We start from the raw sequence: 26,654 nt of genomic DNA, 5'->3' as shown, positions 1-26,654 counted from the left end.
ATCAAGTAATAGTATACAACCACGCCGCACAATTCCCTGCTGGTCCAAAGTGATGAAGATATCTGCGAATGTACCAAATGAGACCAAATAATAGCTAACACGAGGCATCTGTGAACAGATGTCATATATAAGGATGTAGTCGAGACCAGGCTAGAGACTAAGTATTGCTAGACACAACTGTCCAGGTACAGGATCCCCTTTCTATCAGTAGAAAAGATTAAATAGCTCACTCCAGCCTCAAAATCATATTTGCAAGAGCAAATATTACCAGAAGTAACTAGATTCTTACCTGTGATTTTTCCCTTTATTGACTCTTCAACATCGAACAAAGTGACTACTTCTGAAACATGTCCGCCCTTACCACTACCCTCAGCGACTACTTCTTTTCCAATACTCTCAGCGCTACCTATAAAAATTATTCTGCTTCTATCAACAACAAACTCTATTTCAGAAGTACCTCTTTCACGTGAAACCGCCTTGTCATGGAATGATGTCCAACAACTCGTAGAATAGGCATCAAGTGAAATTGCCAAAGCGAATAAAGCTAGTATATATTTTATGTATTATTACTTTAACCTTCAGTAAGCTGCATGACTGACGTTAGCAACAATAAACTAAAAAGATTACTCATAAAATTTACCACGCTTGAGAAATATATTTAAAGCATACTTTGACTCAAATAGCAGATCACACCACTCTTGAGAGGACGGTTTAGAATCTGGCTGAACTCTCTCCCAGAATTTATTTACAACTAATAAAGATTCAATTTCTTCTCTCACAAATCCCTCTTTATCAAATTGAGTTATTGAATTAGCATCAAACCAATCACCCCAGAATTCAAGGTTGGCAATTGCAACATCAAATCTAAATTCATCTGAGAAAAGTTCTAGAACCTCGATGATCCTATTCCTAACTCTTTTCTCTATACAATTCTTCTCTTCAGGTTTCATATTTGGGATATCTTATTCTCGCTTTATGCATAACGTCGCGCTAAACGACAGAAGTTAAGCCGACTTGAACTCCTTTTTATATTTTAGTACTCATTAAGTATTCTGGGTGACCAGTATGCTCATCTCTTTGTTCTTTTACTACTTTAAATTCTTGAGACAAGTAAAACTGATAGCTAGAAGCGTTCTCTTTGTAAACAGAAAGTATCAGCCTATCTCTTTTCGATTTTGCATGGTTAAGGAGCTGTTTGCCTATTCCTCTTCCCTGTAGAGAGGGAGAAACAAATATAGCTGCAAGCGTATCCCCACTAAGTGAGTAAAAGCCTACTGCTTTACTTTCCACCTCATAGACATATGTCTCTGATGAAGGAATGTAAACATCTCTCATATCACTTAACTGTGACTCCCAGAAATCTGAAGGCATGAAATCATGAGCTTGAATAGAAGCTTGCAACCAAATGTCCAATATAGTAGGCAGATCGTTACGGTTATATAACCTAATCATTTTGATAAATTCGCAGTAAATTCGAAAATATTGCTTTTATTTCAACAACAATCTCAGCAAGGATAGTCGCATGAGTGAGCTTTCCATTTAACAACGCTCTTTAAATAGCCCTGCCATCCAGTGATTTGTAAAAATGCATAAAAGCCCCTGAGGGGCACTTCGCAAAATTGATGAGTTTGTATTTTGATGAAATTTCACCGCTTTCGAACAGTCGCTTCCCTTCTCCAACAACTACTGGAAACGTCCAAAGCCTAAGCTCATCTACCAAGTTATGCTTTAGAAGTGACTGCACCAACTGCCAACTTCCATGAACTTGTAGTAAAGGCCCATTCATTTTCTTAATTTTGGTTATCTCGACGACCGCATCTGCCCCCTTTAGCTTGAATGAATTATTCCATGTAAGATCATCATTACCTGATGTTACGACATACTTTTTTGCTTGATTAAGTTTGTCTGCAGTTGGATTTCCAGGTTTGGCATTTGAAAAACTTGTAGCAAATAAATTGTACGTATTACGTCCTAATAGCAGATCATAAGGTTCCGCCATGGCCTCCCTTCCGACTTGCTCCATAACTTCACCCCTATAATCCTTGGCCCAGCCTCCATGACTAAAGCCACCTGAAAAATCTTCCTCAGGCACACTCGGTGCTTGCATTACTCCGTCAAGTGTTTGAAATACTAATATGGCTAAGTTTCTCATTGGTTGATTCTCGCGAAAGAGATGAATAATTTGTGCCGAATAACGCCAATCTCAGCTATATAGGCACGAATATGCCGGAAGCGAGTATAGCTCTGGATTATAAAACCACTTACAACTTGAAAAAGAAACACGGCAAGCATTTACCATACATGAGTTCAATAGCGACATGAATCACAAACACAAGTAGTAACGCAGCGATAGCTTACCTTATACAGCTAATGTCTTAAGCCAGAGTACATTTATGCAGCACCTTGCTTTTGCTTATTAGGCCAGTTCTTTGAAAGGAAGCGAAATACAAATACCGCACCTATAAAATTGATTATACTAGCAATAAAAATACCAATCTCATCATCTACGCTCTCAGAACAGTTCTCGAAGCAACCTCCATATGAAAATGCGAGCAAAGCAGAACAAGCGGCAATTGTGATACTTAAATAAACACCAACCGAAAAACGGGCGAATTTAGAGAATTTTGACAATCCCTTCAGTCCTATCGGAGCAAAAAGCGTAGCTAACAGCAACGCTCCTAAAGACGGGAAATATATATACGAAATTATGTGGTCTAGAAATTCCTTATTCATGCGGTCCTCTTACAACTATTAACTAAAAAGCAGTATCTATATACCATGCCTACCTATAATTCTAAAGCTTCTCGTCCCTACAGTAAAAAGAGCGATAGATAAAGGAATCGTATTAAGTTGGCACCTATGTTTACCAACAAAAAAACTATTCCTCTCCAATTTTTACACATACCCACTCTTTACTTTGAGAGTAAACAAGTAAGATATATATCTTACTTAAGGAGCTAAAGCAGACCTCCCCTATGGATGTTAAAATTAAGTAAGAACAAGTTATGTGTACCACTCAGCCGTACTAACTTGGAAAGAGGCTGGAATTAAAAACCACAAAATGGAGGAATCCATATCAACCGACTGTTAACCAAGCTTCAGAAACACAAACCCTTATGATTTCCTACCTGAGGTTCGCACGATCTCATCGCTTCCATCAATCCAGCTCAGCATACCATTAATCGAGAGGAACAATGAAAACTCCACTTCTATTTCTTCACTATAAATGACAGCCCCCTAACCCAATGTATGGTATATAAAATAGAAAGTAAATATTATAAATGCAAGAGAAGCATCAACTACTTTTAGTTCTAACCGACTCTCTTCCCAGGTAACTTTTTAACCAAAAAATTTAAAAGGAATTGAGTTTTATATTGTATTTTAAATACGACAACTGATGAGAAAATTGCTACCAAAATGGCACCTAGTATATCTAAAGGATAGTGAACACCAACAAAAACTCTGGATAAGCCACTAACAACACTCAACAGGCACAAAACAGCACCGATTACCCTAGTTGATTTGTTAAATAGAAGCACTATAGCTATCGAAAAAATAAACGTAGTATGGTCTGAAGGAAATGAAGAGTCCGGCGCATGTTCTACTAATTGCGTACCGAGATTATTCACAAATGGACGAGAATGATAATAAAAAATAGAAATAATATAGCTCATTAACATACCGAGTAACACAGACAACCCGCAATTCAGGCTGGACCTTTTTCTTTCTATACTTGGATCAAACCATAGATAGAGCATCACGAGCATAAAAATATAAGGCATGACCTCTGCTGCAGCTATTAAAACAGTATCTAAAATTGCACTTTTTCCTGCAAATTGATTAATAAGAACAAAAGTTGTTTCGTTGAATTTTTCCATTTAACAACCTCTGAACTCCTTCAAAATCTTAATATTAAGCCTTTATCCAGGCGAAACAATGTGTACCCAGCATGGTACAAACGGTAGTTTTGGGCTGGAATTCATTAGTGTATGTAGCCAGCTGCTTTTATACTTGGAAGACATAGTACTGTAACAGACTTTAGTCTTTGTAGTGCTCTAGTTGCTCAATAGATTCAATCCATCCCTTATCATAGTTCAGGAGTCGACATACACCATAATTCCCCCAAACAGGAAGAATATAATTAACACTAATATTTTAAATTGGAAGCTCATTACTCATATCTATTTACCCTCAAGGTAGCAGTGTAGAGAATTTTCTACTTTTACTTATCAAGCGCTATTCTTTAACAATTTAGCACTGGAACATATGTACTTTCGCTGACTTTAAATTCGATTGGCGGGATTGTAACTTCTTCATCATTTACAAATAGAGGCGGCAGTTTTACCGTAAAATACTCCAGATTTTCAGGAGATATTACTACCTCAGGTCCCCAGAACCCATAAGACTCATCAGATGGTATTTGGTATGGCTGTTGAAAAAATGGCAGCTCAACTTGGGATTCACTACCATCAAGAAAAGTGATAGTAGCTACAGCACTTGAGAATGAGATCTCGATATGTTGGGATTTGCGTTCGGCGATTAAGCTCTCTTTAGTCTTCTTTTCTTGCTCTGAGGGAAATAATGACCAAGTGCCATTTGGCTCAGGATGTCTATACAAGACAGGCCTTACATAGGCAATTAACTTTGTACCTTCTGGGTGACGCTTTGTAGGTTGTTTGGCCAAGACTCTAAATATCAGCCAATCGTAATCAGGAAGACTGAACTCTAGTACTTTTTCAGCCCCATAACATGCCGGGTTTTCGGTGCTGTGCCATCCTATTGGAGCACTCGGTTTTAAGTATGGCCCGGTACTACAACCAGCTAAAATAAAAGCAGCACAAGAAAGTAGATTTATTCGCTTGATACTCAAATACACTCCGATGTATAACAGTTAATCCATCAGAAACTTATATATCACGCTTTTATCTAGTTTCATAGCTCATTAGTCGAATTACACAAAAAGTTCTGAGAATTAAAAGCCCGCTGTAACTGATACGGATGTTCAAGTCAAACATTGGACAAGACCCGCTATAATTCTACCCTTTCCTTTTTCTATATTTTTTAGAGATTCTAGTTTAGGTTAACGAGCTATTGAAATAGCTGCTATACATAATAAAGTATAGCCACCAATACTGCTTCCACTCTCCTCCCTCGGGTGATTAAGGACTTTATCCGCTGCCCCTTTCATATCATCTATTTCCGCGCCCACCTACTCCGCCCCAAAGAGCTAGTTTACCTACAAATTGTAACAAATCTCTCAGTCGCAGAGCTGGAACTGAAAAGAAGCCATACGTTGTTTCTGGAGAATTTACTCGGAAAGCTATCTAATGAGCTGCGGTGAAAAAAGCCATGAAGTTATCGGAAGGGTTCGCTTCAAGTCTATTTGGAATGGATCTAACAAAGCGATGCTCCACCAAAACCACTTTAACCGATGGAGCTGTTTTTGAATAAGACACCTTGAGGTTTATGGTGTTGAATGTTAGCAAAACTCGCCGGGCGTTTGTGCTACTAAATGTCCATCTCAACCGGCGGTTCTGCTGACATAGGCCATACCAGTCCAGTTCTTGTTACTAGGAGCAATAATACAAAAGACATCTCCAATGCGAGAAATATACCAATAGGGTGATTGGGAACCCCACGTATCATTAGGTAGAACAAATAGCTCGTAGTAAGCAAATTTACCGCGAGAGTAACGTTGAGGGCATAGCGACGTTCTTGCCAGAGTGGCTTACAAAGCAGGAGGTTCAACACCGCCGTGCCGGCGAGCATCACACCGGGTAACATCAACAACAAACGACGGAATAAACCGATACCATCGCTGGTTACCAACGGCCAGATGGCAACAAAGTGGCCCTGGGCTCCAAGGAAGAGAAACAGCCCCAGAACCACAGTGCCACAGGCGGCAAGGCGATAAAGTGCATTGCGTTGCAAAGCAGGCTTTGATCTAGAAGCCGACATCACGCTCCCCCACGGTGGCTAGGCCACATTCGTAGGCAAATACGACTGCCTGCGCACGATCGCGCACCTCCAATTTTGACAGCATACTGGAAACGTGGGTTTTCACGGTAGCAGGGCCAATAAATAGGGTCTCAGCAATCTCTGCATTACTCTTGCCTGCGGCGATGGCTTCCAGTACTTCACGCTCCCGGGTGGTCAGGCGCTCCAGCCGCTTTGCCAGGTTGCGCCCAGTTCCCAGTTTCTGTGCGAACTGGCTTATCAAGCGTTGGGTGATGCCCGGTGCAAGCATGGCACCGCCCTCTGCTACGGTGCGCACTGCCTGTACCAGCGCCTCTGGGGGAATATCCTTGAGCACAAAGCCACTGGCGCCAGCCCGCAGCGCACGAAACACGTATTCATCAGGATCGAACGTGGTCAAAATAATGACACGGCAAGTTGCATCACTAGCTTCCAGGATGCGCGCTGTGGATTCCAGCCCGTCCATCTCCGGCATACGGATATCCATTAGGATGATATCCGGCTGGTACACTCGCGCGGCTTCAATCGCCTCGACGCCGGTACCGGCCTCGGCGACCACCTCGATATCGGGCTGGTTATCCAGAATCAGGGCAAAACCGCGTCGCACCAAAGCCTGGTCGTCCACTACCATCACTCGCAACATTATGTTTTTACCATTCCTGTAGGTAGTTGTGCATATAACTCAAAACCGCCACCATCGACTACACCCGCATACAGATAGCCACCGAGCAGTTCCGCGCGCTCGCGCATTCCCGCGATGCCGTGCCCACCGCCTGGCTGCCCATCAATAGCTATTTCCCTCATGGGCCGCTCGCCGTGAGTATTTCCATCATCGCGCACTCGAATTGTGAGAGTGCCGTGATCTGCGCGCACACTCACTTGCACTCGCGCTGCAGCACCGACGTGCTTGATGACATTGGTGAGGGATTCCTGAACGATGCGATAGGCGGCGAGCGCGACGCTGGTTGGCACTTTCTCCAGTGCACCGTTGGCCTCATAGTCAACCTGGGTTAACACCTGTCGGACCTTTTCAATCAGATCTGGCAAATCGCCGAGTTCTGGTTGCGGAGTGAGCGCAGTGTCGTTATTAGTCGGTCGCAGTACACCGAGTAAATGACGCATTTCTGCCATGGCCTGACGGCCAGCCGCCTCTACAGAAGCCATAGCCTCATTAGCAGCTTGCGGGTTATTGCGGCTGATAGCCCTGGCGGCACCGGCCTGCACAGTCATAAGACTCACTTGGTGCGCCACCACATCATGCATCTCACGGGCGATTCGAGTGCGCTCGGCTACAACTGCGCGCTCGGATTCGGCATTGCGCTCGCGCTCCAAATACTTGGCCCTCTCTTCCAACAAGCGCAGATATTCACCGCGAAAGCGCAGCCGGCGGCCGATATACCACAGCGCCCATACCAGCATCACCGTTACTGTGCCTGCTGCAGTTGGCTGAACCGGAATACCCTGGTCAAGCGCCACAAAAACCAGCGTCGCGATAACGCCAAAAAAGCTGGCCCGGGTATTGGCCTCGTAACGACCGAGGCTATACAGCGAAATCGCCATAGCCACGATGCCATCTGCCGGCAAACCCAGCTCCAGCAATATTGTTGCGCCGAGAATAACGGCCTGTACCTGCCAAGGGTGGGTGCGACGCCACAACAGAGCGAAGGAGCCAACGAATGCACACTGGAAAGCAATAACATCCCACAGGCTCTGCATGGATAGCACTTCGGGGGAGCCGTTGCGCGACCACATCAAAAGCGTCAGCAAGAACATAAGCAACGCAATAAACAAGTCGGTCAGGTGCGGCCATCGCTCAAACGGCCCACGTAAGGGCCGCCACATAGGGAGCTTGGGCAGTTCCGTGCTGGCATTGGGCGGATTCGGCGCAGGCGTACTTAGGGACGAAGATTTCATTTCCGCATGCTAAACCAGGGGCAACCAGCTGTCATGGGACTTTCGGGGGAGATGGATACGGCAAACTCTCCACCTTTTGGAGGAGTTCGATTCCTGCCTGCGGCCGATGTGCGTAGGTCTGAAAAAGCAGAACATGTCCGGCAAGCACATTAAGACCCAATACGGACCATAATCGCCTGGAGAACCCCATGAACGACGCTGTACTCAGCCAAACACTACCGCGACCATTCGATACCCGGCGGGCTGTTAACCTGTCGGTAAAAACCTGGTTCTGCATCGCGGCTATCGGCCATGCGATCTTCTTTGCCTATATCCTGGCCGTCTTCTACCCTCCCATTGCCGAATCAGGAGTGCACGGCTTGAAAGGGCTACACCTGCCGGCAGGCTTCCGCGAGGGAGATATATTAGGCAACCTGGCTTCGGTGAGCCACGTGCTATTGGCCGCGATTGTCATCGGCGGTGGTCCACTTCAGCTAATCCCTTCGGTGCGGCGCCATGCCCCTAACTTCCACCGCTGGCTGGGACGCAGCTATCTGCTGACCGCAGTCATCGCCAGTATTGCGGGGCTCTACATGACCTGGACGCGGCACACTTTTGGCAACCTGGTGTCGCAGATCAGCATTACAATGGACGGCATACTGATTCTGTTATTTGCCTTTCTGGCAGTGCAGACTGCGATGGCCAGACGCATTGCTGAGCACCGCCGCTGGGCCTTGCGTCTTTTTATGGCAGCAAGTGCAGTGTGGTTTTTTCGTGTAGCCTTGATGGGCTGGGCAATGCTAACCGGCGGCTGGGGGATTGACTGGAAATCCTTTACCGGGCCTTTCTTATATGCACTGGGCTTCGGCCAATACCTGTTCCCACTGGCCATGCTGGAATGGTATTTTCACTGTCAAAAGCGTGGAGCCGCACAGGGTACCCAGATTGCGTTTGTCAGTACATTAGTACCGCTGACCGTGTTTATGGCCATTGGTATTTTTGCTGCTACGATGGGAATGTGGCTGCCACGGATCTAAAGCTACTTGGGTTGGTTATCGTGAACTTCTTATGGTGATTTGGCTTTAGAGGTTCACGACTTGGATATCCCGCTCTGAGCGAAGAATTAGAAACTAGAGTACTAAATTAATTTTGGCACTATGCATTTGTGTGATCCGAGGAGTTACCTCGTACTGACAGCTCGGCACCCACCTTCCCCTATTCTACACCCACAAGCTATTTTAGATGCCTGTTAGCCTGGCTCTCACTTCCATAAGTGCGAACCCTAAAAGATTAAGGCCTTTCCAATCGTTGGGATTTTCTGACGCAGAATTATCTTGGGCCAGACCAATGCCCCATATTCTATCTACTGGACTAGCCTCAACTAATACTCTGTCTTCTGTATTAAGCAAAAATTGCTTTAGCTCAGAATTTTGAGAAAACTTAGCAAAATTAGCATTTACCACAATCTCAAATCGTTTCTCATTCCATATTTCTTGCTGGAAGCCACGTACCCCGCGACCAATTGCCTTAGCCTCTCCAGGAGTGCCAGCAAGGAGAACTTTCTTGCACGCGCTGTCGTCACCAAATAACTTCGCCTTATGGTACATCATGTAATGCTCTGCAGTGATAAATTTATTTGCATCTTCTACGAACTTTGACTCATACCACTGACTAAAACAGCTCTTTGATACTTGACTTCCTTTTTCCTGGTGCCCCCAGAAAAAGATATACTTCACCCTATTGCCTTGATTTACAAAATCAACAAGTTCATCTCTAGTTGTGATCTTCACATTTACTGCCATATGCTTAATGTAATACTATTCTTAACTGTATTTTACTGAGCCGCTCACAGAGTGAGCCAAAGTGTTGAACCCTATAGGAATTTAAGGTCGTGAAAACATTTGAATTCCAAGATCTAAGTCTATTTATGTAACTCCATTGAGCCTTAATGACGACTCCACTAAGAGAGACCGTCATTAAGTTATTATAAAGCTAACGAGACTCTAATTGTTGTTGCTGAGCGCGCTCAACATAGTCTTGATATGCAGGAATTGAAACCGCAGCTAAGATTCCAATTACAGGTATTACTACAAAGAAGAGTATAAGCACTAAAACTAATGCAGAACTTCCATTTTTATGCCCATATTTATCTAACCACTTCTCGTCAGAAGTGCATAAGAACACAATTCCTTCGATAAAGGAGATTAGTCCTGGAATTCCCGTCCAGCAGAATAGAAGATAGAACAATCCCCACCACTGCCCTAGATAGAATCGATGAATACCAAAGCCACCTAAGAATATAGCCAGCAACCCTGCAGCCACCTTTCCTTTCCCGCCTACCTGCTGAGCCGCACACAACTTGGGCAAGAGGGTGCCGTTCTTGAAATCTGGGACCCGCAGTCTCTACAAAATACTAGGTTTCGTTCAAGCTCAGATGTGGGCTGTTCATAGATATTTCCATCCACATTAATACTCCTTAATCTACTTCTAAAATATAACAGTTCACTCACAAGTAGCGACTATATATCACGGTTCCCTATAATTCTAAAGGCCACCAAACTGTCGACCTCCGTACCTCCAGTTTATTCAGTCCACAAGAACCAGCTCCCAAGGCATTCTTCAAAGAATGAATACTCATATCCAGAGTTTCAGTGATAAACAACTAGGTTTCTCTTCCTAAAAGCGAATGGCAATCAAGTCAAGATAGGCATTTATACCCTCAATTCTCACATCCCCCACGAAGGAAGGAGCTACACGGAATGAAAGCGGGTAGTCGATTATCCAAAGCATCAAGCCGAATAGAGGGCCAAACTCTAAGGAAGCGCCACTACCCTTTTAGGTAGCAGCATATAAGTGTATTTACCGTACTCACCCCACCATCATTAGCATAACGTATAGTATATCGCAGACCCGTTGAAAGCCAAACAAGTGGCCAAAAAACGAGATTTATATCCTGGTTAGATGGTCCTACCTGCATGATATAGGTCAATCGCCAACTTTCTTATCTCAGCTGACATTACAATCCCCTCTCGCCAATTAACTGGAATGTTGGAGTACCCATAAAAAGCACCCGCCATCTGCCCGCAAATAGCCGCAGTTGTATCCGCATCATTACCGAGATTTGCAGCCAAAAGGATACACTCGCGAAAACTATTTCCATGATAAAAGCACCAAGCAGCCGCAATCAAACTCTCTATCACATATCCACTGCCATTTATCTCTTTATAGCCAAGTGCGGAGAAATCCTTGTTGGTTAGTGATCGAAGTTCCTCGCAATAATCAGTTGGATCTAACCCATCAAAAACTTCATCTTTACTTCCCGCCCTAAAGGCTCGATAAATCAACAATGAAAGCATCCGGCAAGAGCTTATGCAAAGATAAGACCCATGTGTTGTCCTTGAGCTTTCTCCAGCATATTTGATACAAAGCTCTTCGCTCTTACTGAAGAAAATAGGTATTGGTGCCAGCCTCATTAGCGATCCATTCCCAGATGACCGTATATCTATACTTCCAGAAAATGGGTCTCTAGTTTGAAGGTATTGCTCTAAGGGCTTGGATACTGTAATTCCGATATCAAAACATCGTCCGTTACTACTCATATACCCGTATTGATACCAATTACAGTAGCGATTCATTTGGTCTTCTGGATCAAAGTCGAGTTTGCTTAAGAGGCTATGAGCAAGGCAAAGAGCCATAGATGTGTCATCTGTCCATTCTCCACGTTGTAGCCTAAAAGGGCCGCCTCCAACCATATCTTTAATTGGCTCGAACGTACCTCGTACCTCAAACTCCAGCGTAGTACCTACAGCATCTCCGCAAGCTAACCCTACGAGAGATCCAATAATTCTATCTTCCAAACTAAATACTACCTCAATCCTTGTTTGCCAACGCCGTGATAACTACAGCTTTTTTGTTATCGTAACTGTGAGACGACAGAGAAGCCATGTACATCTGACAAATGAAAAATCCAGCCAAGTTGAACTGCCTTCTTGTCAAGAACTCCAGAAAAACCGCTAGCTTTCCTCATGTACAGATTCCTTTCCACCCCAACTCACCTTTAACAACATGATGATACCCTACTTCAGAAAAGCTTGATAACAAATGAATACAAGACTCTATAGCCGGGCTTGCAGATTATAACTTTTTACAGGTTGATAGCCTCTGTTCCGAACAAGAAAATCTTCTAGGTATATCCTATCAAAAGACACACATACCTCATTACTGTGGACTTAAGCTCTTATGGTATAGATGCCACTACGAATAGAATGAAAAAGCACTTAATGAGTTGGTATAAATACAAATTTTGGGTAGTATTAACGTCATATGTCGCTATAAAATATCTAGGGAACCTCTGATCAATGAAGCATTTTTCTAGAATTAAGCTGAATTGTTTGAAAAATTCACTTTTCTACGCAAAACGCTTAATTTTCGCGTAATAGCCCCCTAATTTTTCACATGAAATCCCCAGTTGGCGGATTTCATGCGCACCGCCCCTAGGTGGCCAAATATTTTCTCCCTATTAGTAAGTTAGTAAAGCCTGCTAGCAAGCACAGCCGCTCAGTATTCTTTAACAGTCCCCGATAGCGGACCTTGTCATAACCAAATACCCGTTTAATGTAGCGAAAGGGGTGCTCAACCTTCGCTCTTATCTGCGCCTTGATCTTTTCCGCCTTACGGAGTGCATCAAGCCCAGGAAGAGTTTTCAGCTTGCTTGGCTTCATTGCTATGTACCAATCAACCTTCCGCTCTTTCAACTCTTCACGTTTCTCCGCACCAATGTATCCGGAGTCACCCCAGACTCTTCCTTCCTCCCCGTGGAGGACTCGCTCTGTGGCTGTGACATCATGCGAATTCGCTGCTGTTGTATCGACGCTATGTATTACTCCGAGCACATCATCAACCCCGATATGCATCTTCATTCCAAAGTGCCACTGATTGCCCTTCTTTGTTTGATGCATTTCTGGATCACGCTCTTTCTTTTTATTCTTAGTTGAAGTTGGCGCAGAGATAATAGTGGCATCTACAATGGTGCCTTCACGCAGTGCCATGCCATTCTCAGCAAGATGTTTATTGATTTCATCAAAAAGGGCTGTACCTAGCTGATTCAGCTCCAGTAAGTGGCGAAAGTTAAGAATCGTTGTTTCATCAGGAATTGGGCCGCTCAAAGTCAATCCAGCAAAACTACGCATGGATTCAATTTCATACAGTGCATCCTCCATAGCGGGATCACTGAGATTGTAAAATAGCTGCATGCAATGAATACGGAGCATGACACTCAATGGATATGGCTGTCGGCCACGTTTGCCTTGTGGATAGCAAGGAGTGATCTGAGCTTCTAGTCGCTGCCATGGGACGAGGGTTTCCATTTGAGAAAGAAACTTCTCTCGGCGAGTTATACGGCGCTTTAGCTTATATTCTGCTTCGGCAAAGGTGACTTGGTGCATAATCTATCGTAGTCTTGACGGATAACTGAATACTACCAAATTGGCTCGGAATTATTCAGAGGTTCCCTAGAAAGTCATCTTACGCTCCTACCAAATATGGTTAGTTAGCTAACCAAATTGTCGAGGACTATCTATTTGGCGTAATTACTATGGTCACGTATCAATTCGCTTGCCTTGGCGTGTAAGTAAGCTAATATGTTTTAGTTATCTGGATATCGTAGCTTTTGTTTTAAATATCTCGCTAGCGCATGGTATTCCGGCATGAGCACAAACCCAAATGGTTCATTTGGGATGAGGAATGAATGAGTTACTGTCATGCAAAGCATCGCTTTCATTATCTTTGCTTGTTAATAAGAGGATGTCTAATATACCGGCTGTTATCGGTGAATCCTCAACCCCCTCCAGAATTTACAAAAGTACAGTAACAATGACTGATTCAGCTATTCATTTACATCCTGCTTATATACAACTCAGGAATATAAACAATATGTAACTATATGAAAAATAGAGACCATCCAATATCAGGCGCAAAAAACACCCTACTGGAGCGTAAAGATGTTCACAAAATCCTCTCCTCTAATTAATAAAATACTTGTCGGCAATCCCGGATGGGAGTGGTTGCCTATTTTAATTACGCGAGTATCACTGGGATTGTTTTTTTCGGTATCAGGATACAATAAGCTATTTATCCCTGAGAGGCATGCAGATCTTATTAACTTAATGAATGAAATAGGAGTTCCATTTCATGAGTTTATGGCATTTTTTTTAGCTTCTGTGGAGTTCTTCGGAGGGTTACTTTTAATGGTAGGCCTACTGTCAACACTTGTCGCCGTCGTCCTGTCTATTGTGATGATTGTTGCCATTATTACCGTTGAAATAGAAAGTGTCATCCCTAAAGATATTGGACCATTAGATTGGATGAGCTGGTTTCTCTATTTACCTCAAGTTTTATATATTATTTTATTCATATGGCTAATAATTACAGGTCCTGGAAAATTCAGTTTAGACAATCTAATCGCAAGTAAACTAGGCATTCACAGGATCAAGTAAAAATGGAATGGCTGCCTACGAAAAGATACATTGCGCTGAGGTATCATCACTATATTTATACCTAATAGTAACATGCCAATAGAGCAGAAAATGCGAAATCTAGCTCACCATATGGTGAACTTATAGAACTTCAATGTTAGTAAAGTAGGTAAAGATCTTACTTCCATATACTCTGGATGAACTGCACAGACACACCCTATCCAGTAAGTTGCTAAAACAAAGATAATACCTAACAACATCCCCATTCTAGATAAAAACCCCAATATCCTTATATACAATAAAATTCTCTTTTCCAGACAACTATTGGATTTGGTCTAAACTAATCCAGATCAGAATCACCTCTCCTCAACGGCCAGATAGTAAAGGCGTACTTTGCTTTGGGTGAGGTAAACTCATTACAGCCCACCATGGCGCTCAAGGGATACTAGATGGAAAATCAACACGCCGTAAAAAGTACCAGATTTTGGCTGTGGATTTCGATTCTTATTTTTGCTGCCTCCAACTCAGTCGTTGCAAAAATCGGGGAGTTAGGTGCCAGCCACCCCATTAATGGAAACAACCCAATCTCTTTTTGCAACCTTTTGTTCGCTGGAAATCTCTTGGCAGGTATCACTCTTTTAATAATCTATAGGAAAGATTGGCGTCTCAGCATCTTAAAGCAATATCCATTCAAAGACTGGTTTTACATGTTCGTGCTTATTTTGATGTCTGGAGTTCTTGCCCCGGCCTTCTTCTTTATTGCTCTGATGCTCACAGAAGTGACCAATGTCGTTTTAATTGCAACTCTAGATGCTCCCTTGGGGCTTTTGTTCGCTTATCTGATGTTCAGGGAAAGGCCTACTGGGTTCGCAATAGTGGGAGCCCTTGTGGTAACGGTTGGTGTTATTGCAATTTTTGTCCTACACCAATCCCCGATGGAAGATCCAATGAGTATGAAAATGCTGAACCTTGGAAATCCAGCCATGAACCAATTTCTTCAAGACCTTCCCAAAGCTGGAGAAATTTTAACCGCTGTAGCAACACTCTTAGGAGTCATTGCCGTTCAGGCGAGCCGGAAACTGCTTGATCGCGTCCCTATTGGCGTCTTTTCAACTTTCCGCATGCTTGCGGGAGCGATACTCTTTTCGGTCATTGTCCTCTCTGTATTTGGCCCCCACCACTTTGACGACCTATTCTCTCCCTTCCTCTGGGTGTGGATGCTTGTATACGGGGCAATCATTATTGTCTTTGGGCAGATCACCTGGTTTAAAGGACTCCAAGGAGGGGCGAGCTCTGCTGATATCTCTATCGCCACAGCCATTACTCCCGTAGCCGGTACTTTCTTCGCCTTTCTTATCCTGCAAGAGGTTCCCAACTTCGCTCAAATCATTGGGGGTATCATTATTATGTCCGGAATAGGTATCTCATTACTCGGCCAATATCGCGAGCAAAAAGCCATCGAAATGAAGTATGAAAAACCATGCTCTTTTAAAGGGGTATAGAGCTTAGTAGATGAAACAGATACTATAGTGGAGACTTAGGTGATGATATAGGCTTTGCAAGGCTACGTAGTGGACTTTGCGAAAATTCAAAGCTCAAAACTATCGCCTATATTGAGAGAAATCTCTGTTCGCATGGAGGTATAGCTAAAAGACATTGGTGAAAAATTTTTCTTACTCGGAAGCTAACTTACCTGAGGTTGGATTTCTGAATTAGCCACTCCTGACTAAACGGCAAAAAGCCCGAGCTATAATTTAAGCCGGTAAATACTTACAAGTACCAATTCAAATCTGACCTTCCAATTACCACTGTTGTAGAAAACACACTGCCAATCAAAATCCGAATTAATACAAGCAAGGCTCACCCTCGGGCCAACCGTAGCCAACTATCTATTAATAGGCGAGTAGCAATGTGTTTTTTTCCTAGTAAACTAATTCTCAGGAAACCAAGATGGTAATACCACAAGCCCTGAACCTGAGTTAATCTTTAGAGTGCTGTATCGACCGCTCAGGCTAACTTTACCATTATTTATTACTTTAAATTGATGTGGCCAAACGACGCCTGACTCAACCCTTCTATAATCAAACTCCTCAACATAAACACCATTTTTATAAAGTACCTTTCTAATATACCCAGTATCAGGGTCTATACCAAGTAAAGGGGTAATCCTTCCCCCTGAGACGAGCTTCCACCAGCTTTCATTTCTGTGCTCAGGCACATCAAATGGACCCTGCACTTCCATCGATGGGTCACGTAGAAAATAAAGGAAATTAAGCCATAATCCCTGAAGCAAATTATCCTTCTTATTTAAGCTAATATAGGCAGCTGACTCAGGGTCAATTGAATTGCCACCTTGAAATAGTTCGTATTGACCTTCTACTCCAAAGTGAATTACATTTTCACGATCTGAATATTCGGCGATGGATTCATTCAAGAAATTTAAATATTGAATTTTTGTACGCAACGGCTTGCTTTCTGATGATAACTCTATTGTAGATGTTAAAGATTCAATCTTATGTAATGAATCCTTCCCTCCAAAAGCACCTAAGAGACTTTCTTTAACTTGTAGTGCGGTTGGCATTTCATTCACTAGCGGCTGGTGCCTAAGTAAAACCTGTCCTAAATCTGTACTCTTTATCTCACCGTGGTACAAGGCCAACTCGCCATTAACTAATACATGAATAAAGCCTTCTGCGAACTGCTGCGGATCTTCGTAAGTTGCTCGATCATTGACCAGATCCAAATCAAAGATAGCAATATCGGCATAATATCCAGGAGCCAATCGCCCCCGATCCTGAATGCCTAAGAAACTCGCGGGCAATGCTGTCATCCCCCTAATCAAGAATGGTAAAGAAATCAGAGATTCATCAACAACAAACTGCCTTATCTTCTTAGCAAACGCTCCAAATGTTCTAGGATGTGCACGCTGGCCTGGCACAGCGTGTGAGCCACCATCCGAGCTCGTCATCATCCATTCCTGTGTTGCTAATAAGCGAATATTGTCCATATCATATAATTCAAGATTCATCACAGAAGCATCTCTTTGCTCCTGAGCAATATGAAGTACAGTATCTAAAGATGTTAGATTTAATTCCTTGGATACTTGTGCTAACGTTTTTCCATTGAGGTCTTTATTATTATCAGTAAATAATAATTTTTCCGGGCCACCACGAATGTCAAGCATCTGCCTATGCTCTGAATGCAAACGATTTAAGAGATTTTTACTTTGTAAGCGTTCAAGTAAAGATGTCATTCCTCCAGCTAAAGCCCAGTCTGGACTAGTATAAGCCAGCAATGAACTCTGCGTTGCAGTATATGGATGTTGTGCAGCAAATACCTGAGCACCATCCGCCCTGGCATTATTGATCAAATCTATCCCTACGTTAGCTCGTCCGTCGTTATGCTTACCCTGTGGAGTAAAATGGCTAAAGATAATTCTTGCATCTATTGCAGAACCAATTTTGATAGCTTCAGCAACAGAAGCATCGTATCCTATACCGTTTAGAACTGCCCCCAAATCCCTATCATGGGTATCATAAATAGCTTTATACTTATTTAAGAATGACAGGGATTCAATCACTTCTTTTGTTGAGGCATAAGAAGCCGGTCGGTAAAAAAGACCCGTTGAGCCCCCAAAAGCACCTTGCTGCATACCACTTTCAAGATACTGCGTCATTTTTGAACGCTCTTCATTACTGGCAGGTCTATCATTCATCCCCATAACGTTCAAGCGAGCCTGATTGAAACCCACGTAAGTTCCTATATTGACGCCGGTATCACTGAGCCTTTCTCTTCCCCCCTCAGCGATTTTATATTGCTTTAGAACATCATTTTTCCCAAATCCATCTACACCAACAATTACCGAGGTAACACCCTGAAAGATCTGCGGTAACATTTTTTTCCCTGCGGATCATTGAGATCTGCATGGCTATGCATGTCAATAAACCCAGGAGTAACATATAACCCCTCAGCATTAATGGTTAATTTAGCCTTGCTCCTAAGACTATCAGCGTTCCCTACAAAGACTATCTTGTCATCGACCACTCCTACATCTTGCTTTATCCATGGATTACCTGAACCATCGATAACTTTTCCATCAAGAATCAAAATGTCCAAATAATCTATTTTATTGTTCTGTGCCAGAGTTACCGCACTGTAGAAAAGGAACAATAAAATAAGGCAATACTTAACTAATAAACTCTGTGTAAATTTCACAATTACTCCCCATTAACTACATAACTCAAACCAAGAACTTCACGATACGGCGAAATAGATAATTCCACACCTTTAATACTCCATGCTTTAGAATACCGCTATTCTCAGCAAGAATTGAAACACCAAATAATATGATACCTGCGATGAGAAAATTGAGAATCGACTTGGCATTCATAATCATCCTTATCAATTTATCTTTATAGGGCACACCACAAAACACAACTAAACGGACTTAAAATTCACCTTACTCTAACCTTATCTGTTACAATCTTTGAATCAAACACTATTTATCGCTTAAACAAGACCGGCTATCGACAGAATTTCATACGGATCTCGAATTTTTCCTGGCATTGCAATACTAACGTTTAGTTAACCTTATAAATATTGATGTAACCAATGGCTTCCCAGCACTAGCAGCTTAATATCTAATTTTCCATTCTACATCTATTACTCTTTTGCCTTGCTTTACTCTTCTACCAAAGATCAATTACAAGAACCTCTACGCACTAAGCCTTTCCTTACCCAAAGTATCACTAGGAAGTAAGTTACTGATTCGACTCGGAACAAGCTAGTGAGCTGGCACCACTATTTCAGAGGCAGCCAAAATAGAAAATAATCGAATATGTGCCATTTAGGACAAAACTCCACTGCCTCGCCTCAGATTCTACCCTTATTGAAGCAGCCCATTATTAGACGAAATCACACATCAATTTCCGACTATCGCGCTTAACAGCACAGCTGCCGCATTTTCTGGGAACGACCTTGCATTTTATTCACATTCTTGGAGTATCGATAAATTGTGGTGTTTTACAGTTTACTGGGTTCCAAATAGGTTTGTAGGTCATTTTTCATGTATTCGAGCACAGAGTTATGTCGCACCATATTGAAGCCCTATTAAGTGAGTGGCAGGCATCGCCTGAGGATGATTGGGTACTTGCCGTAATCACCAAAGTTCAGGGCTCAGCTTATCGTAAGGCGGGAGCGATGATGTTGTTTCACCCACTAGGTAAGAGTATTGGTCTAGTCAGTGGTGGTTGCTTAGAGGCCGATTTAAAACGATACGCTCAACGCGCTATTCAGTATGATACTTCGATTAAAGTGATTTACGATGCCAGTGATGAGTCGGATGCTAGCTATCAATTAGGCTGTGGTGGCATTGTAGAACTAATTTTATTTCCCCTCACGCATAGGAACCAATATCTTCAGTTGCATTGCCTTTTAGAATATTTGAACTCGGGAAACTCCGCTTTCTACGAACTGGAGTTACCTATTCAAAATACCAATTCAAGAGATCTTGTTGCGAGAGTTATTGCCCCAGAAGCAATGGGCTACCAGATTGATAGCACTACCAAAGCTACCCTATCACTACAAAATGGAAAAACAGATGCTCTGCATCCGAGATTAATTATTCCCTGCCTACCCCGCTTTCATATTGCTGTTTTTGGTGGCGGGTTAGATGCTCAGCCAGTAGTCAAAATTGCTCAAGAACTAGGCTGGCACATTACGGTGATTGATGAACGCGCAAGTTTTGCCCGTCATTACGATTTCCCTGGTGCAAATATTCTAAAGAAACCCTATTCAGAGCTGACTACATCGCTGCTGAGTCAGTTTGATGCGGCGATTGTGATGCACCACAATTTGGGCTTGGATGCGAAGGTGTTACAAGCCGTAAGCCTAACGAAGCTACACTATGTTGCGCTGCTCGGCCCTCCACATAGACGTGATAAAGTTCTTGATAGAGCGGGGATAAAAGTAAGTGATTTCTATGGTGTCTTTTCCGCACCGGCAGGTTTAGCATTAGGTGGTGAGCTACCTGAGTCCATTGCTTTGAGCATCCTGGCTCAATGTCACGGAGTATTGCATCAAGCTAGATTGTTACCTCTAGACAAGGTCGCAACGTGAATAAATTTATCCGGGAGACAGCTAGACAACCTTCAAAACGGATACTGGTAGCATTGCTCGCTGCCGGGGAAAGTCGTAGATTTAATGGTATAAAATTACAAGCAACAGTAGATGTGATTGACTCAAATGGGAAGATTAAGAGTCAGCCTCTGCTGTTGCAAACGCTTGATAAACTAACCAGCCTAAACACAAAAACATCAACCGGGCTAAAAGTAGAGTTATTGGTAGTTCTGGGAGCGCATCAAGAGAAGCTGGCTAATTTGTTGTCTTCCGATGTGAACCGGCGATTTAACACTAGCTGGCAAAGTGGTATTGCAAGCTCTATTAAAGAAGCAGTTATCGAAGCCGAGGCCCTTAAGGTAGATGGTTTGCTAATTGCCTTGGCTGATCACATAGGCGTAACTTTGGATGATTATCAAAAATTAATCACTGTGTGGCAGTCATATGGGCAAACCTGCTGCGCCCAATATCAAAATAGTTTTGGCGTACCTGCAGTATTTAACTCCTCAGATTTTACTGATCTCGCATCTCTCACAGGCGATACGGGCGCAAAGCACTTATTGAAAAAGAAATCTAATCTTGATGCTTTATCAATTGTTGAGATCGAGGGTGTCGCCATAGATATAGATCGTAGAGCTGATATAGAAAAATGGCAACAAATGATTTTGGAAAATCTCAGTTAGGGCTTATTTTCAGTTTTTAGTGAGAGTATCAATTTACATAAGTACTTCCGTAAAACTAGCTCTGCGATGGTCAGATTTCCAAGTCAGAGCCAGTTAACGAAAAGAAGCGATTTCGCCACCGATACGCAATTACTAGCGGGATTATCAAGGAGCGGGTAATGTCAGATAAGAAGTTAACCTTAACCATCAACGACGAAAGTTACGCACTAGATGTTGCACCAGAGATGCCACTTTTGTGGGCAATCAGAGATTTGCTTGGACTAACAGGCACTAAATATGGTTGCGGTGCTGGATTGTGTGGAGCCTGCACAATCCACTTGGATGGAACGCCGACGCGAGCATGTTTAACGACGGTTTCGCAAGCCAAAGGCAAGAAAGTAACTACCATCGAGGGGCTGCAATTTGCTGAATTGAAGCAAGCATGGAGCGACAATAACGTTCCACAATGTGGCTATTGTCAGTCTGGCCAGCTTATGACTGCTGCCGCGCTATTGACCCAAAACCCATCACCAAGTGATGAAGAGATTAACTCTGCCATGGCTGGAAATATTTGCCGTTGTGGTACCTACACACGAATTCGAGCTGCTATTCAAGACACCGCTAAAAAGAGAACTTAATAATGAGTAGCTTTACAGCCGTAAAAAATTTCAGCCGCCGGGATGTACTTAAACTATTTGGAGCAACTGGCGGGGGCTTAGCTTTAGGTGCAAGTGGGATGAGCTGGAGTCCGATGGCCATAGCACAAGGAAAGGAGCCGAGGTTAAACCTGTTTGTTGCTGTTGGCGAAGACAATAAAGTCTATCTTACCTGTCATCGTTCAGAGATGGGCCAAGGTATTAGAACCGGGATACCTCAGATACTCGCTGATGAGCTTGAGGCTGATTGGCAACATGTCGTTGTGATTCAAGGGTTAGCCGATAAGCGCTATGGAAGCCAGAATACCGATGGGTCACGCAGTATTCGTAAGCATTATGACAAAATGCGACAAATGGGGGCAATAGCTCGGACCATGCTGGAACAAGCTGCAGCAGACTCATGGCAAGTGCCTGTCGGAGAAGTGGAAGCCAGGAATCATAAAGTTGTGCATGTAAAGTCGGGCAGAAGCTTTAGTTATGGAGAGCTAGCAGTTGCTGCTGCGAAACTGCCCATACCAGAATTGAACCGCGTGAAACTGAAGGAAAACAAGGACTTTAAACATATCGGCAAATCTCACAAGATTGTCGACATGGATAATATGCTATCCGGAAGAGCTAGATATGGCTACGACATTCAAATAGATGGCATGCTGTATGCCAGTATAAGCAGGCCCCCGGTTCTCGGTAGTGATGTAGAAAGTTTAGATGATACCCTGGCTCGCAAGGTTCCCGGGGTTGTGGATGTGATTCAATTACCTGTGCCCGAAGGACCACCTAAGTTTCAAGTTTTAGGTGGTGTAGCAGTTATTGCTACTAACACCTGGAGTGCCTTGCAAGGGCGTAAAGCATTAGAAATAACTTGGACTGCCAGTAAGAATGATAGCCACAGCAGCACAAGTTTCATGGAGTCGTTAATTCAGGGGGTCAAGGAGCCTGGTAAATTAGTTCGCCAACAAGGAGTTGAAAACACCGATTGGCCGGAGGACTCTACCAAGCAAGCCATATACACAGTGCCCTATTTGGCCCACGCACCGATGGAAGCTCCCGCTGCTGTAGCTTCAATTACACCAAATGGCTGTGAAATCTGGGCATCAACACAAACACCGCAAAGTACGCAGCAAAATGTAGCAGCAAACCTCGGGCTCAATGACGAACAAGTGAAAGTTAACGTCACGCTATTAGGGGGCGGCTTTGGAAGGAAGTCAAAGCCTGACTTTAGTGTGGAAGCGGCACTATTGTCTAAAAAGCTTGAACGGCCGGTTAAAGTTAGCTGGAGCCGCGAGGACGATATCCAAAACGGCTACATGCACGCAATTAGTGCCCAATTTTATCAAGCAAAACTTGATAGCGATCAAATGCCAACGGCAATACTACAACGTACCGCCTTTCCATCTATTAGCACTACCTTTGCCGAAAACGTGGAGTACCCGTCCGCTGGAGAGCTGGACCTTGGCTTTGTCGACATTCCATTTACTGTGCCAAGTCATCGTTGTGAAGCGGTTAAAGCATTGGCGCATACCCGTATCGGCTGGATGCGCTCAGTGAGTAATATTCAACACGCCTTTGGTATTGGTAGCTTCGTGGATGAACTGGCACACAATGCCAAAGTATCATGCCCAAAGATGTGGAAAGAAATGTTGGGCCAACCTAGGCATATCGACTTTTCCGGTCAACAGTTCAAATACGGAAACTACGGAGAGGATCTATCACGTCACCCAGTCGATGTTGGTCGCTACCATCAGGTGATTGATATTGTTGAAAGGAATATGGCTGAATTTGCACCTAACCAGCCAAATCAAGGCTGGGGCTTTGCCGTTCATCGAAGCTTTAATAGCTATGTAGCTATAGCGATTCTGGTGGAGGTGAAAAACACAAACCTTAAGGTACTGCAAGCAATTGCAGCTATTGATGCTGGACTTGTTGTTAACCCTGATAGAGTTGTCTCACAAACCGAAGGCGCGGTGATTTTTGGCTTAAGCTTGGCGATGATGGGAGAGGTAGCCTTTGAAGATGGGAAGGTTAAGCAGTCCAACTTCCATGATTACCCTGTACTTCGTATCGGGCAGTGCCCTGATATTTCGGTAACGGTAGTGAGTGCCAATTCTGCTCCAGCAGGCGTTGGTGAGCCTGGTGTGCCACCCGTAGCCCCTGCATTGACCAACGCGATATTTGCAGCAACAGGAACCAGAATTCGCAATCTGCCAGTAAATAAAAAACTTAATGTTTAAGTTATGATCACAATTGCAAAGGTAGAGCTTTATATCCCCCTACTCGTTCTTCGTGAAGGGGGATATATAAAAGAAAACAGCGTAGACAAAGACCCACAGAACTGACTGAACATAATGCAATTCCATTATTGACTCATCAAACTCGTCTCGATCTACAACTTAAAAATTAAATCGCTCAAAAGTTTCTTAATAAAAGCATGGATTGCTACGTAGCAACGGGATACAGGGTTAGAAATTTTCACTTTTCGACTTCCTCACACTGAAGTCTCATAGTTTTTGGGCCATAGCCTTTACCTTGTTGGGCAACATCAAATAAGGACAGATCTATAAAAACCTCGTTCGGCTTGCCATTATCATTATTGGGGTAGTGTAGAATACTACTCTTACTGGAAACTAAATTACTTTTTTGTTCTAACCGAATAAATTTTAGAGAAGCTTGTCGCTATATCAACTGATTCGGGAGAACATGCGGGATGCCCCCAACCACTGGCGCTAACGCCATCAACAATATCATAGACAATATTGTCATCCTTATTGGGGCTAACTCCTGAAGGCACATAATCTAGCTGGAGGTTGTGGCGCAATTTCCATGCGATATTATGATCTGCACATGAACTATCACCGCTAATCCCTAGAGCACCGATAAGCTTTCCATCCTTATTATACAGAGCTAAGCCACCACCAAATACATTAATTCCTCCGATCTTTTTACCCACCATCGGGTCATCTTCTGTGCCAATTTGATTTGATGAACCACCATAAGCGACATTTGTATCAACTGGATTGCTATGCTGTAAGCCATATAAACTACCACCAGGCTGTACAGCCGAAAAAAGGTTGGCCGTTGATAGTGATAGGTCGGGAAGACTGAATGCATTCGCCGTGTTTGCCTTTTGCGCTGAAATAACTCTGCTCCCAGGCCATTGATCACCTCGGTCCTTGCCTGAAAATGCAACTAATTTAACGACACCATCCCTGTCAACGATAGTTGCCCACATATTTAAGTTAAATCCACCATTTTTTTCGCTTACAATATCTTTAAGCACCTTCTGAAGCTCAGAATGCGTTGGGAATTTAACTGAAGCAGCGTCCATACCAACTTCTCCTTTTCTCGCTCAAGTAATTAGCATCCAATCATAGTAGCTTATTGCTTTAAATGTGCTTCAGCCAATAAAGGTCAGTAGAGCCAACCTATACTCTGCCAGCAAGTTTGAAAATTATTTTCTCGCCCACCTGATTGAAGACTGCCTCTATTGAGAGTTATGACTAGTTTACAACCAGCAAGCAGGATAGATCATATTAATCTCCATCCAACTGGTTACGAACCATCTAAATTCAACTTAACTACACGAATGATTGACGACCACCAAATAAACACCATCTAAATAAAAAGTCTATATACACAATAAACGATTTTAAGCTAGAAGAATTACTCAAATAGTAAATTACAGAAAACAATCATGTCTTTTTACAACTGACTCTTATCAATAAGCAGGGTTATAACCGGCCACCCAAAAAACATTTTCTTCACCATTTATACCTATTGTATCGAACGACTCATATACCCATAGGTCTGAATCTAAATTTCTATCTAGCTCATCAGAAAGATACTGTATATTATCTTTAATTGATACGCCCTTTGGATTAGAAGACATTATTAGAGCCAGTCCTTTTGCCGGACTACACTTGCTTAATTTATCAAAGTCACTTCTAATTTTAGGTATTTCAGGACTACCTGTTGAGCTCATCCATCTCTTCATTTCCACCACCACTTCTATTTCTGATGGCACATCTTCCCGGAAAACAACAAGATCAATTAAGTTATACTCGACCTGAATCCTTCTGGCGAAGTATCTAAAAAGGTACCTGGCAATGATGAACTGATAATATCTCTCATTGTTTATTTTCAGAATCCCAGCTTGGTCACACGAGTAGCAAGAATTATTGGAAAGTGACTCCTGAAGATACTGATCCTCCTCCTGCAGAGCCTTACATGATAAAGAAATTAAATCTTTTAATATTAAATCCACCTATCCTCCAACTCACTATTACGCACCACATTGAAGAGTTACTTTGGAAATCAAACTTTAAAATACAAAACTGTAAAGAAACATATACTCGCCACCAAGCAGCATCACTGAAGATCATGCTTCACCAATATAGATAAAACTGACTCTATTACTAAGATTTAGCTTGCCTAAGCTGAATGTGATTCCCCTCAGGATCAGCTACGTTACAAACCTTGAAAATTGGATTTGACCACTCACCTTCCATAGCCCTGCCCCCAAGTGTCTCAGCCTTATTCTTTGCATCTTCAAGACACTCCACCATGACAAATAGTTTAATTGTGTTGAAACTTCGCTCAGGGAGCTCTTTGGGCGGGACATGTACAACAATATTAAATCCGTCTTTACCTATACTAATCAACTTATCTGTTTTATGTAGTACGTAAAAATCAAACATTTTTAGATAGAACTCGGAGAGACCCTGTATATCTCTTGCATATATTACGACTCCGAACTTTGATATTTCACTCATGTTCTACCACCATTTTTTATAAGACTTCCAAGCATTTTAACCTAAACTGCACAAACAAATGTTACCCAAGTACAAAAAATTGTTAACAAGTCAAGCAACCATATATTTCCC

At 42.9% G+C, this 26,654-nt stretch carries 26 protein-coding genes; 7 read left to right on the top strand and 19 right to left on the bottom strand.

The window, feature by feature from the left end:
- Window positions 1-167: 167 nt before the first annotated feature.
- From ACJJI4_RS07675 to ACJJI4_RS07630, 10 genes are all read right to left on the bottom strand, one after another.
- The gene (locus ACJJI4_RS07675; RefSeq protein ID WP_444927626.1) at window positions 168-533 is read right to left on the bottom strand and encodes a hypothetical protein; all 366 of its coding nucleotides are present in this window, start codon (window positions 531-533) and stop codon (window positions 168-170) included.
- Between the two features lie 90 nt (window positions 534-623).
- Window positions 624-950, bottom strand: coding sequence for a hypothetical protein (locus tag ACJJI4_RS07670; RefSeq protein ID WP_444927625.1), 327 nt, complete (start codon window positions 948-950; stop codon window positions 624-626).
- Between the two features lie 76 nt (window positions 951-1,026).
- Entirely contained in the window at window positions 1,027-1,452 is a 426-nt protein-coding gene (locus ACJJI4_RS07665; protein ID WP_444912896.1) for an N-acetyltransferase, read from the bottom strand.
- Window positions 1,453-1,552: 100 nt separating this feature from the next.
- Window positions 1,553-2,152, bottom strand: a complete 600-nt coding sequence (locus ACJJI4_RS07660) for a dihydrofolate reductase family protein (protein WP_444927624.1) — start codon at window positions 2,150-2,152, stop codon at window positions 1,553-1,555.
- 239 nt (window positions 2,153-2,391) lie between these two features.
- Window positions 2,392-2,733, bottom strand: a complete 342-nt coding sequence (locus ACJJI4_RS07655) for a hypothetical protein (protein ID WP_413665561.1) — start codon at window positions 2,731-2,733, stop codon at window positions 2,392-2,394.
- 578 nt (window positions 2,734-3,311) lie between these two features.
- Entirely contained in the window at window positions 3,312-3,878 is a 567-nt protein-coding gene (locus ACJJI4_RS07650; protein WP_444912894.1) for an undecaprenyl-diphosphatase, read from the bottom strand.
- Window positions 3,879-4,243: 365 nt separating this feature from the next.
- Window positions 4,244-4,870: a hypothetical protein gene (locus tag ACJJI4_RS07645; protein ID WP_444927623.1), complete on the bottom strand. Its 627-nt coding sequence runs from the start codon at window positions 4,868-4,870 to the stop codon at window positions 4,244-4,246.
- Between the two features lie 638 nt (window positions 4,871-5,508).
- Window positions 5,509-5,958 carry a hypothetical protein gene (locus tag ACJJI4_RS07640; RefSeq protein WP_444913589.1) on the bottom strand — a complete coding sequence of 150 codons (450 nt, stop codon included), beginning with the start codon at window positions 5,956-5,958 and terminating at the stop codon, window positions 5,509-5,511.
- Entirely contained in the window at window positions 5,945-6,619 is a 675-nt protein-coding gene (locus tag ACJJI4_RS07635; protein ID WP_444905472.1) for a response regulator, read from the bottom strand. Before ACJJI4_RS07635 ends, ACJJI4_RS07640 begins: the two co-directional genes overlap by 14 nt.
- Window positions 6,619-7,890, bottom strand: coding sequence for a sensor histidine kinase (locus ACJJI4_RS07630; protein ID WP_444927622.1), 1,272 nt, complete (start codon window positions 7,888-7,890; stop codon window positions 6,619-6,621). Before ACJJI4_RS07630 ends, ACJJI4_RS07635 begins: the two co-directional genes overlap by 1 nt.
- Before the next feature lie 188 nt (window positions 7,891-8,078).
- On the opposite strand from ACJJI4_RS07630, the gene ACJJI4_RS07625 reads away from it, so the two are divergent.
- The gene (locus tag ACJJI4_RS07625; protein WP_444927621.1) at window positions 8,079-8,906 is read left to right on the top strand and encodes a DUF2306 domain-containing protein; all 828 of its coding nucleotides are present in this window, start codon (window positions 8,079-8,081) and stop codon (window positions 8,904-8,906) included.
- Window positions 8,907-9,107: 201 nt separating this feature from the next.
- Here the strand turns inward: ACJJI4_RS07625 and ybiA are convergent, their stop codons facing one another.
- From ybiA to ACJJI4_RS07605, 4 genes are all read right to left on the bottom strand, one after another.
- Window positions 9,108-9,659 (bottom strand): riboflavin biosynthesis intermediates N-glycosidase, encoded by a 552-nt coding sequence (ybiA, locus tag ACJJI4_RS07620; protein WP_444927620.1) that lies wholly within the window; start codon window positions 9,657-9,659, stop codon window positions 9,108-9,110.
- A 202-nt stretch (window positions 9,660-9,861) separates the two neighbouring features.
- Complete coding sequence (locus tag ACJJI4_RS07615; protein WP_444927619.1) at window positions 9,862-10,191, bottom strand: NINE protein; 330 nt, start codon at window positions 10,189-10,191, stop codon at window positions 9,862-9,864.
- A 635-nt stretch (window positions 10,192-10,826) separates the two neighbouring features.
- Window positions 10,827-11,726, bottom strand: a complete 900-nt coding sequence (locus ACJJI4_RS07610; protein WP_444927618.1) for an ADP-ribosylglycohydrolase family protein — start codon at window positions 11,724-11,726, stop codon at window positions 10,827-10,829.
- A gap of 636 nt (window positions 11,727-12,362) precedes the next feature.
- On the bottom strand, window positions 12,363-13,313 hold the full coding sequence (locus ACJJI4_RS07605; RefSeq protein WP_444927617.1) for an IS5 family transposase: 951 nt from the start codon (window positions 13,311-13,313) through the stop codon (window positions 12,363-12,365).
- A gap of 555 nt (window positions 13,314-13,868) precedes the next feature.
- On the opposite strand from ACJJI4_RS07605, the gene ACJJI4_RS07600 reads away from it, so the two are divergent.
- Together ACJJI4_RS07600 and ACJJI4_RS07595 are read left to right on the top strand one after the other, a co-directional pair.
- A complete protein-coding gene (locus ACJJI4_RS07600; RefSeq protein ID WP_444905478.1) occupies window positions 13,869-14,363 on the top strand; it encodes a DoxX family protein in 495 nt (164 codons plus the stop codon).
- Between the two features lie 428 nt (window positions 14,364-14,791).
- Entirely contained in the window at window positions 14,792-15,844 is a 1,053-nt protein-coding gene (locus tag ACJJI4_RS07595) for a DMT family transporter (protein WP_444905479.1), read from the top strand.
- Between the two features lie 428 nt (window positions 15,845-16,272).
- On the opposite strand, the gene ACJJI4_RS07590 is transcribed toward ACJJI4_RS07595, so the two are convergent.
- Together ACJJI4_RS07590 and ACJJI4_RS07585 are read right to left on the bottom strand one after the other, a co-directional pair.
- On the bottom strand, window positions 16,273-18,237 hold the full coding sequence (locus ACJJI4_RS07590; protein WP_444927616.1) for an N-acyl-D-amino-acid deacylase family protein: 1,965 nt from the start codon (window positions 18,235-18,237) through the stop codon (window positions 16,273-16,275).
- On the bottom strand, window positions 18,201-18,557 hold the full coding sequence (locus ACJJI4_RS07585; protein ID WP_444927615.1) for a hypothetical protein: 357 nt from the start codon (window positions 18,555-18,557) through the stop codon (window positions 18,201-18,203). The genes ACJJI4_RS07590 and ACJJI4_RS07585 overlap by 37 nt, the downstream gene beginning before the upstream one ends.
- 870 nt (window positions 18,558-19,427) lie before the next feature.
- Here ACJJI4_RS07585 and ACJJI4_RS07580 point away from each other — a divergent pair.
- The 4 genes from ACJJI4_RS07580 (at window position 19,428) to ACJJI4_RS07565 (ending at window position 24,005) form a co-directional block, all read left to right on the top strand.
- Window positions 19,428-20,459 carry an XdhC family protein gene (locus ACJJI4_RS07580; RefSeq protein WP_444927614.1) on the top strand — a complete coding sequence of 344 codons (1,032 nt, stop codon included), beginning with the start codon at window positions 19,428-19,430 and terminating at the stop codon, window positions 20,457-20,459.
- Window positions 20,456-21,142, top strand: coding sequence for a nucleotidyltransferase family protein (locus tag ACJJI4_RS07575; protein ID WP_444927613.1), 687 nt, complete (start codon window positions 20,456-20,458; stop codon window positions 21,140-21,142). Before ACJJI4_RS07580 ends, ACJJI4_RS07575 begins: the two co-directional genes overlap by 4 nt.
- A 158-nt stretch (window positions 21,143-21,300) precedes the next feature.
- Window positions 21,301-21,759 (top strand): (2Fe-2S)-binding protein, encoded by a 459-nt coding sequence (locus ACJJI4_RS07570; RefSeq protein ID WP_444912884.1) that lies wholly within the window; start codon window positions 21,301-21,303, stop codon window positions 21,757-21,759.
- A 2-nt stretch (window positions 21,760-21,761) separates the two neighbouring features.
- On the top strand, window positions 21,762-24,005 hold the full coding sequence (locus tag ACJJI4_RS07565; protein ID WP_444927612.1) for a xanthine dehydrogenase family protein molybdopterin-binding subunit: 2,244 nt from the start codon (window positions 21,762-21,764) through the stop codon (window positions 24,003-24,005).
- Window positions 24,006-24,403: 398 nt separating this feature from the next.
- On the opposite strand, the gene ACJJI4_RS07560 is transcribed toward ACJJI4_RS07565, so the two are convergent.
- The 3 genes from ACJJI4_RS07560 to ACJJI4_RS07550 form a co-directional block, all read right to left on the bottom strand.
- A complete protein-coding gene (locus tag ACJJI4_RS07560) occupies window positions 24,404-25,099 on the bottom strand; it encodes a GlcG/HbpS family heme-binding protein (protein ID WP_444927611.1) in 696 nt (231 codons plus the stop codon).
- Between the two features lie 390 nt (window positions 25,100-25,489).
- Complete coding sequence (locus tag ACJJI4_RS07555) at window positions 25,490-26,035, bottom strand: hypothetical protein (protein ID WP_444927610.1); 546 nt, start codon at window positions 26,033-26,035, stop codon at window positions 25,490-25,492.
- A gap of 151 nt (window positions 26,036-26,186) precedes the next feature.
- The gene (locus ACJJI4_RS07550; RefSeq protein WP_444927609.1) at window positions 26,187-26,543 is read right to left on the bottom strand and encodes a VOC family protein; all 357 of its coding nucleotides are present in this window, start codon (window positions 26,541-26,543) and stop codon (window positions 26,187-26,189) included.
- Window positions 26,544-26,654: the final 111 nt, after the last annotated feature.

It is taken from the genome of Microbulbifer maximicatervae (SeqCode), assembly GCF_052467305.1.
Note: the sequence above shows the minus strand (reverse complement) of the source record. Positions and strands in the feature narration are given on the sequence as shown.

What these genes read in the sequence shown, in the direction of transcription:
- ACJJI4_RS07600 (WP_444905478.1), top strand. Translation starts at nt 13,869, where the DNA reads ATGTTCACAAAATCCTCTCCTCTAATTAATAAAATACTTGTCGGCAAT.
- ACJJI4_RS07570 (WP_444912884.1), top strand. Translation starts at nt 21,301, where the DNA reads ATGTCAGATAAGAAGTTAACCTTAACCATCAACGACGAAAGTTACGCA.
- ACJJI4_RS07605 (WP_444927617.1), bottom strand. Translation starts at nt 13,313, where the DNA reads ATGCACCAAGTCACCTTTGCCGAAGCAGAATATAAGCTAAAGCGCCGT.
- ACJJI4_RS07550 (WP_444927609.1), bottom strand. Translation starts at nt 26,543, where the DNA reads ATGAGTGAAATATCAAAGTTCGGAGTCGTAATATATGCAAGAGATATA.
- ACJJI4_RS07665 (WP_444912896.1), bottom strand. Translation starts at nt 1,452, where the DNA reads ATGATTAGGTTATATAACCGTAACGATCTGCCTACTATATTGGACATT.
- ACJJI4_RS07580 (WP_444927614.1), top strand. Translation starts at nt 19,428, where the DNA reads ATGTCGCACCATATTGAAGCCCTATTAAGTGAGTGGCAGGCATCGCCT.
- ACJJI4_RS07625 (WP_444927621.1), top strand. Translation starts at nt 8,079, where the DNA reads ATGAACGACGCTGTACTCAGCCAAACACTACCGCGACCATTCGATACC.
- ACJJI4_RS07670 (WP_444927625.1), bottom strand. Translation starts at nt 950, where the DNA reads ATGAAACCTGAAGAGAAGAATTGTATAGAGAAAAGAGTTAGGAATAGG.
- ACJJI4_RS07595 (WP_444905479.1), top strand. Translation starts at nt 14,792, where the DNA reads ATGGAAAATCAACACGCCGTAAAAAGTACCAGATTTTGGCTGTGGATT.
- ACJJI4_RS07650 (WP_444912894.1), bottom strand. Translation starts at nt 3,878, where the DNA reads ATGGAAAAATTCAACGAAACAACTTTTGTTCTTATTAATCAATTTGCA.
- ACJJI4_RS07640 (WP_444913589.1), bottom strand. Translation starts at nt 5,958, where the DNA reads ATGTCGGCTTCTAGATCAAAGCCTGCTTTGCAACGCAATGCACTTTAT.
- ACJJI4_RS07660 (WP_444927624.1), bottom strand. Translation starts at nt 2,152, where the DNA reads ATGAGAAACTTAGCCATATTAGTATTTCAAACACTTGACGGAGTAATG.
- ACJJI4_RS07630 (WP_444927622.1), bottom strand. Translation starts at nt 7,890, where the DNA reads ATGAAATCTTCGTCCCTAAGTACGCCTGCGCCGAATCCGCCCAATGCC.
- ACJJI4_RS07590 (WP_444927616.1), bottom strand. Translation starts at nt 18,237, where the DNA reads ATGTTACCGCAGATCTTTCAGGGTGTTACCTCGGTAATTGTTGGTGTA.
- ACJJI4_RS07635 (WP_444905472.1), bottom strand. Translation starts at nt 6,619, where the DNA reads ATGTTGCGAGTGATGGTAGTGGACGACCAGGCTTTGGTGCGACGCGGT.
- ACJJI4_RS07560 (WP_444927611.1), bottom strand. Translation starts at nt 25,099, where the DNA reads ATGGACGCTGCTTCAGTTAAATTCCCAACGCATTCTGAGCTTCAGAAG.
- ACJJI4_RS07655 (WP_413665561.1), bottom strand. Translation starts at nt 2,733, where the DNA reads ATGAATAAGGAATTTCTAGACCACATAATTTCGTATATATATTTCCCG.
- ACJJI4_RS07565 (WP_444927612.1), top strand. Translation starts at nt 21,762, where the DNA reads ATGAGTAGCTTTACAGCCGTAAAAAATTTCAGCCGCCGGGATGTACTT.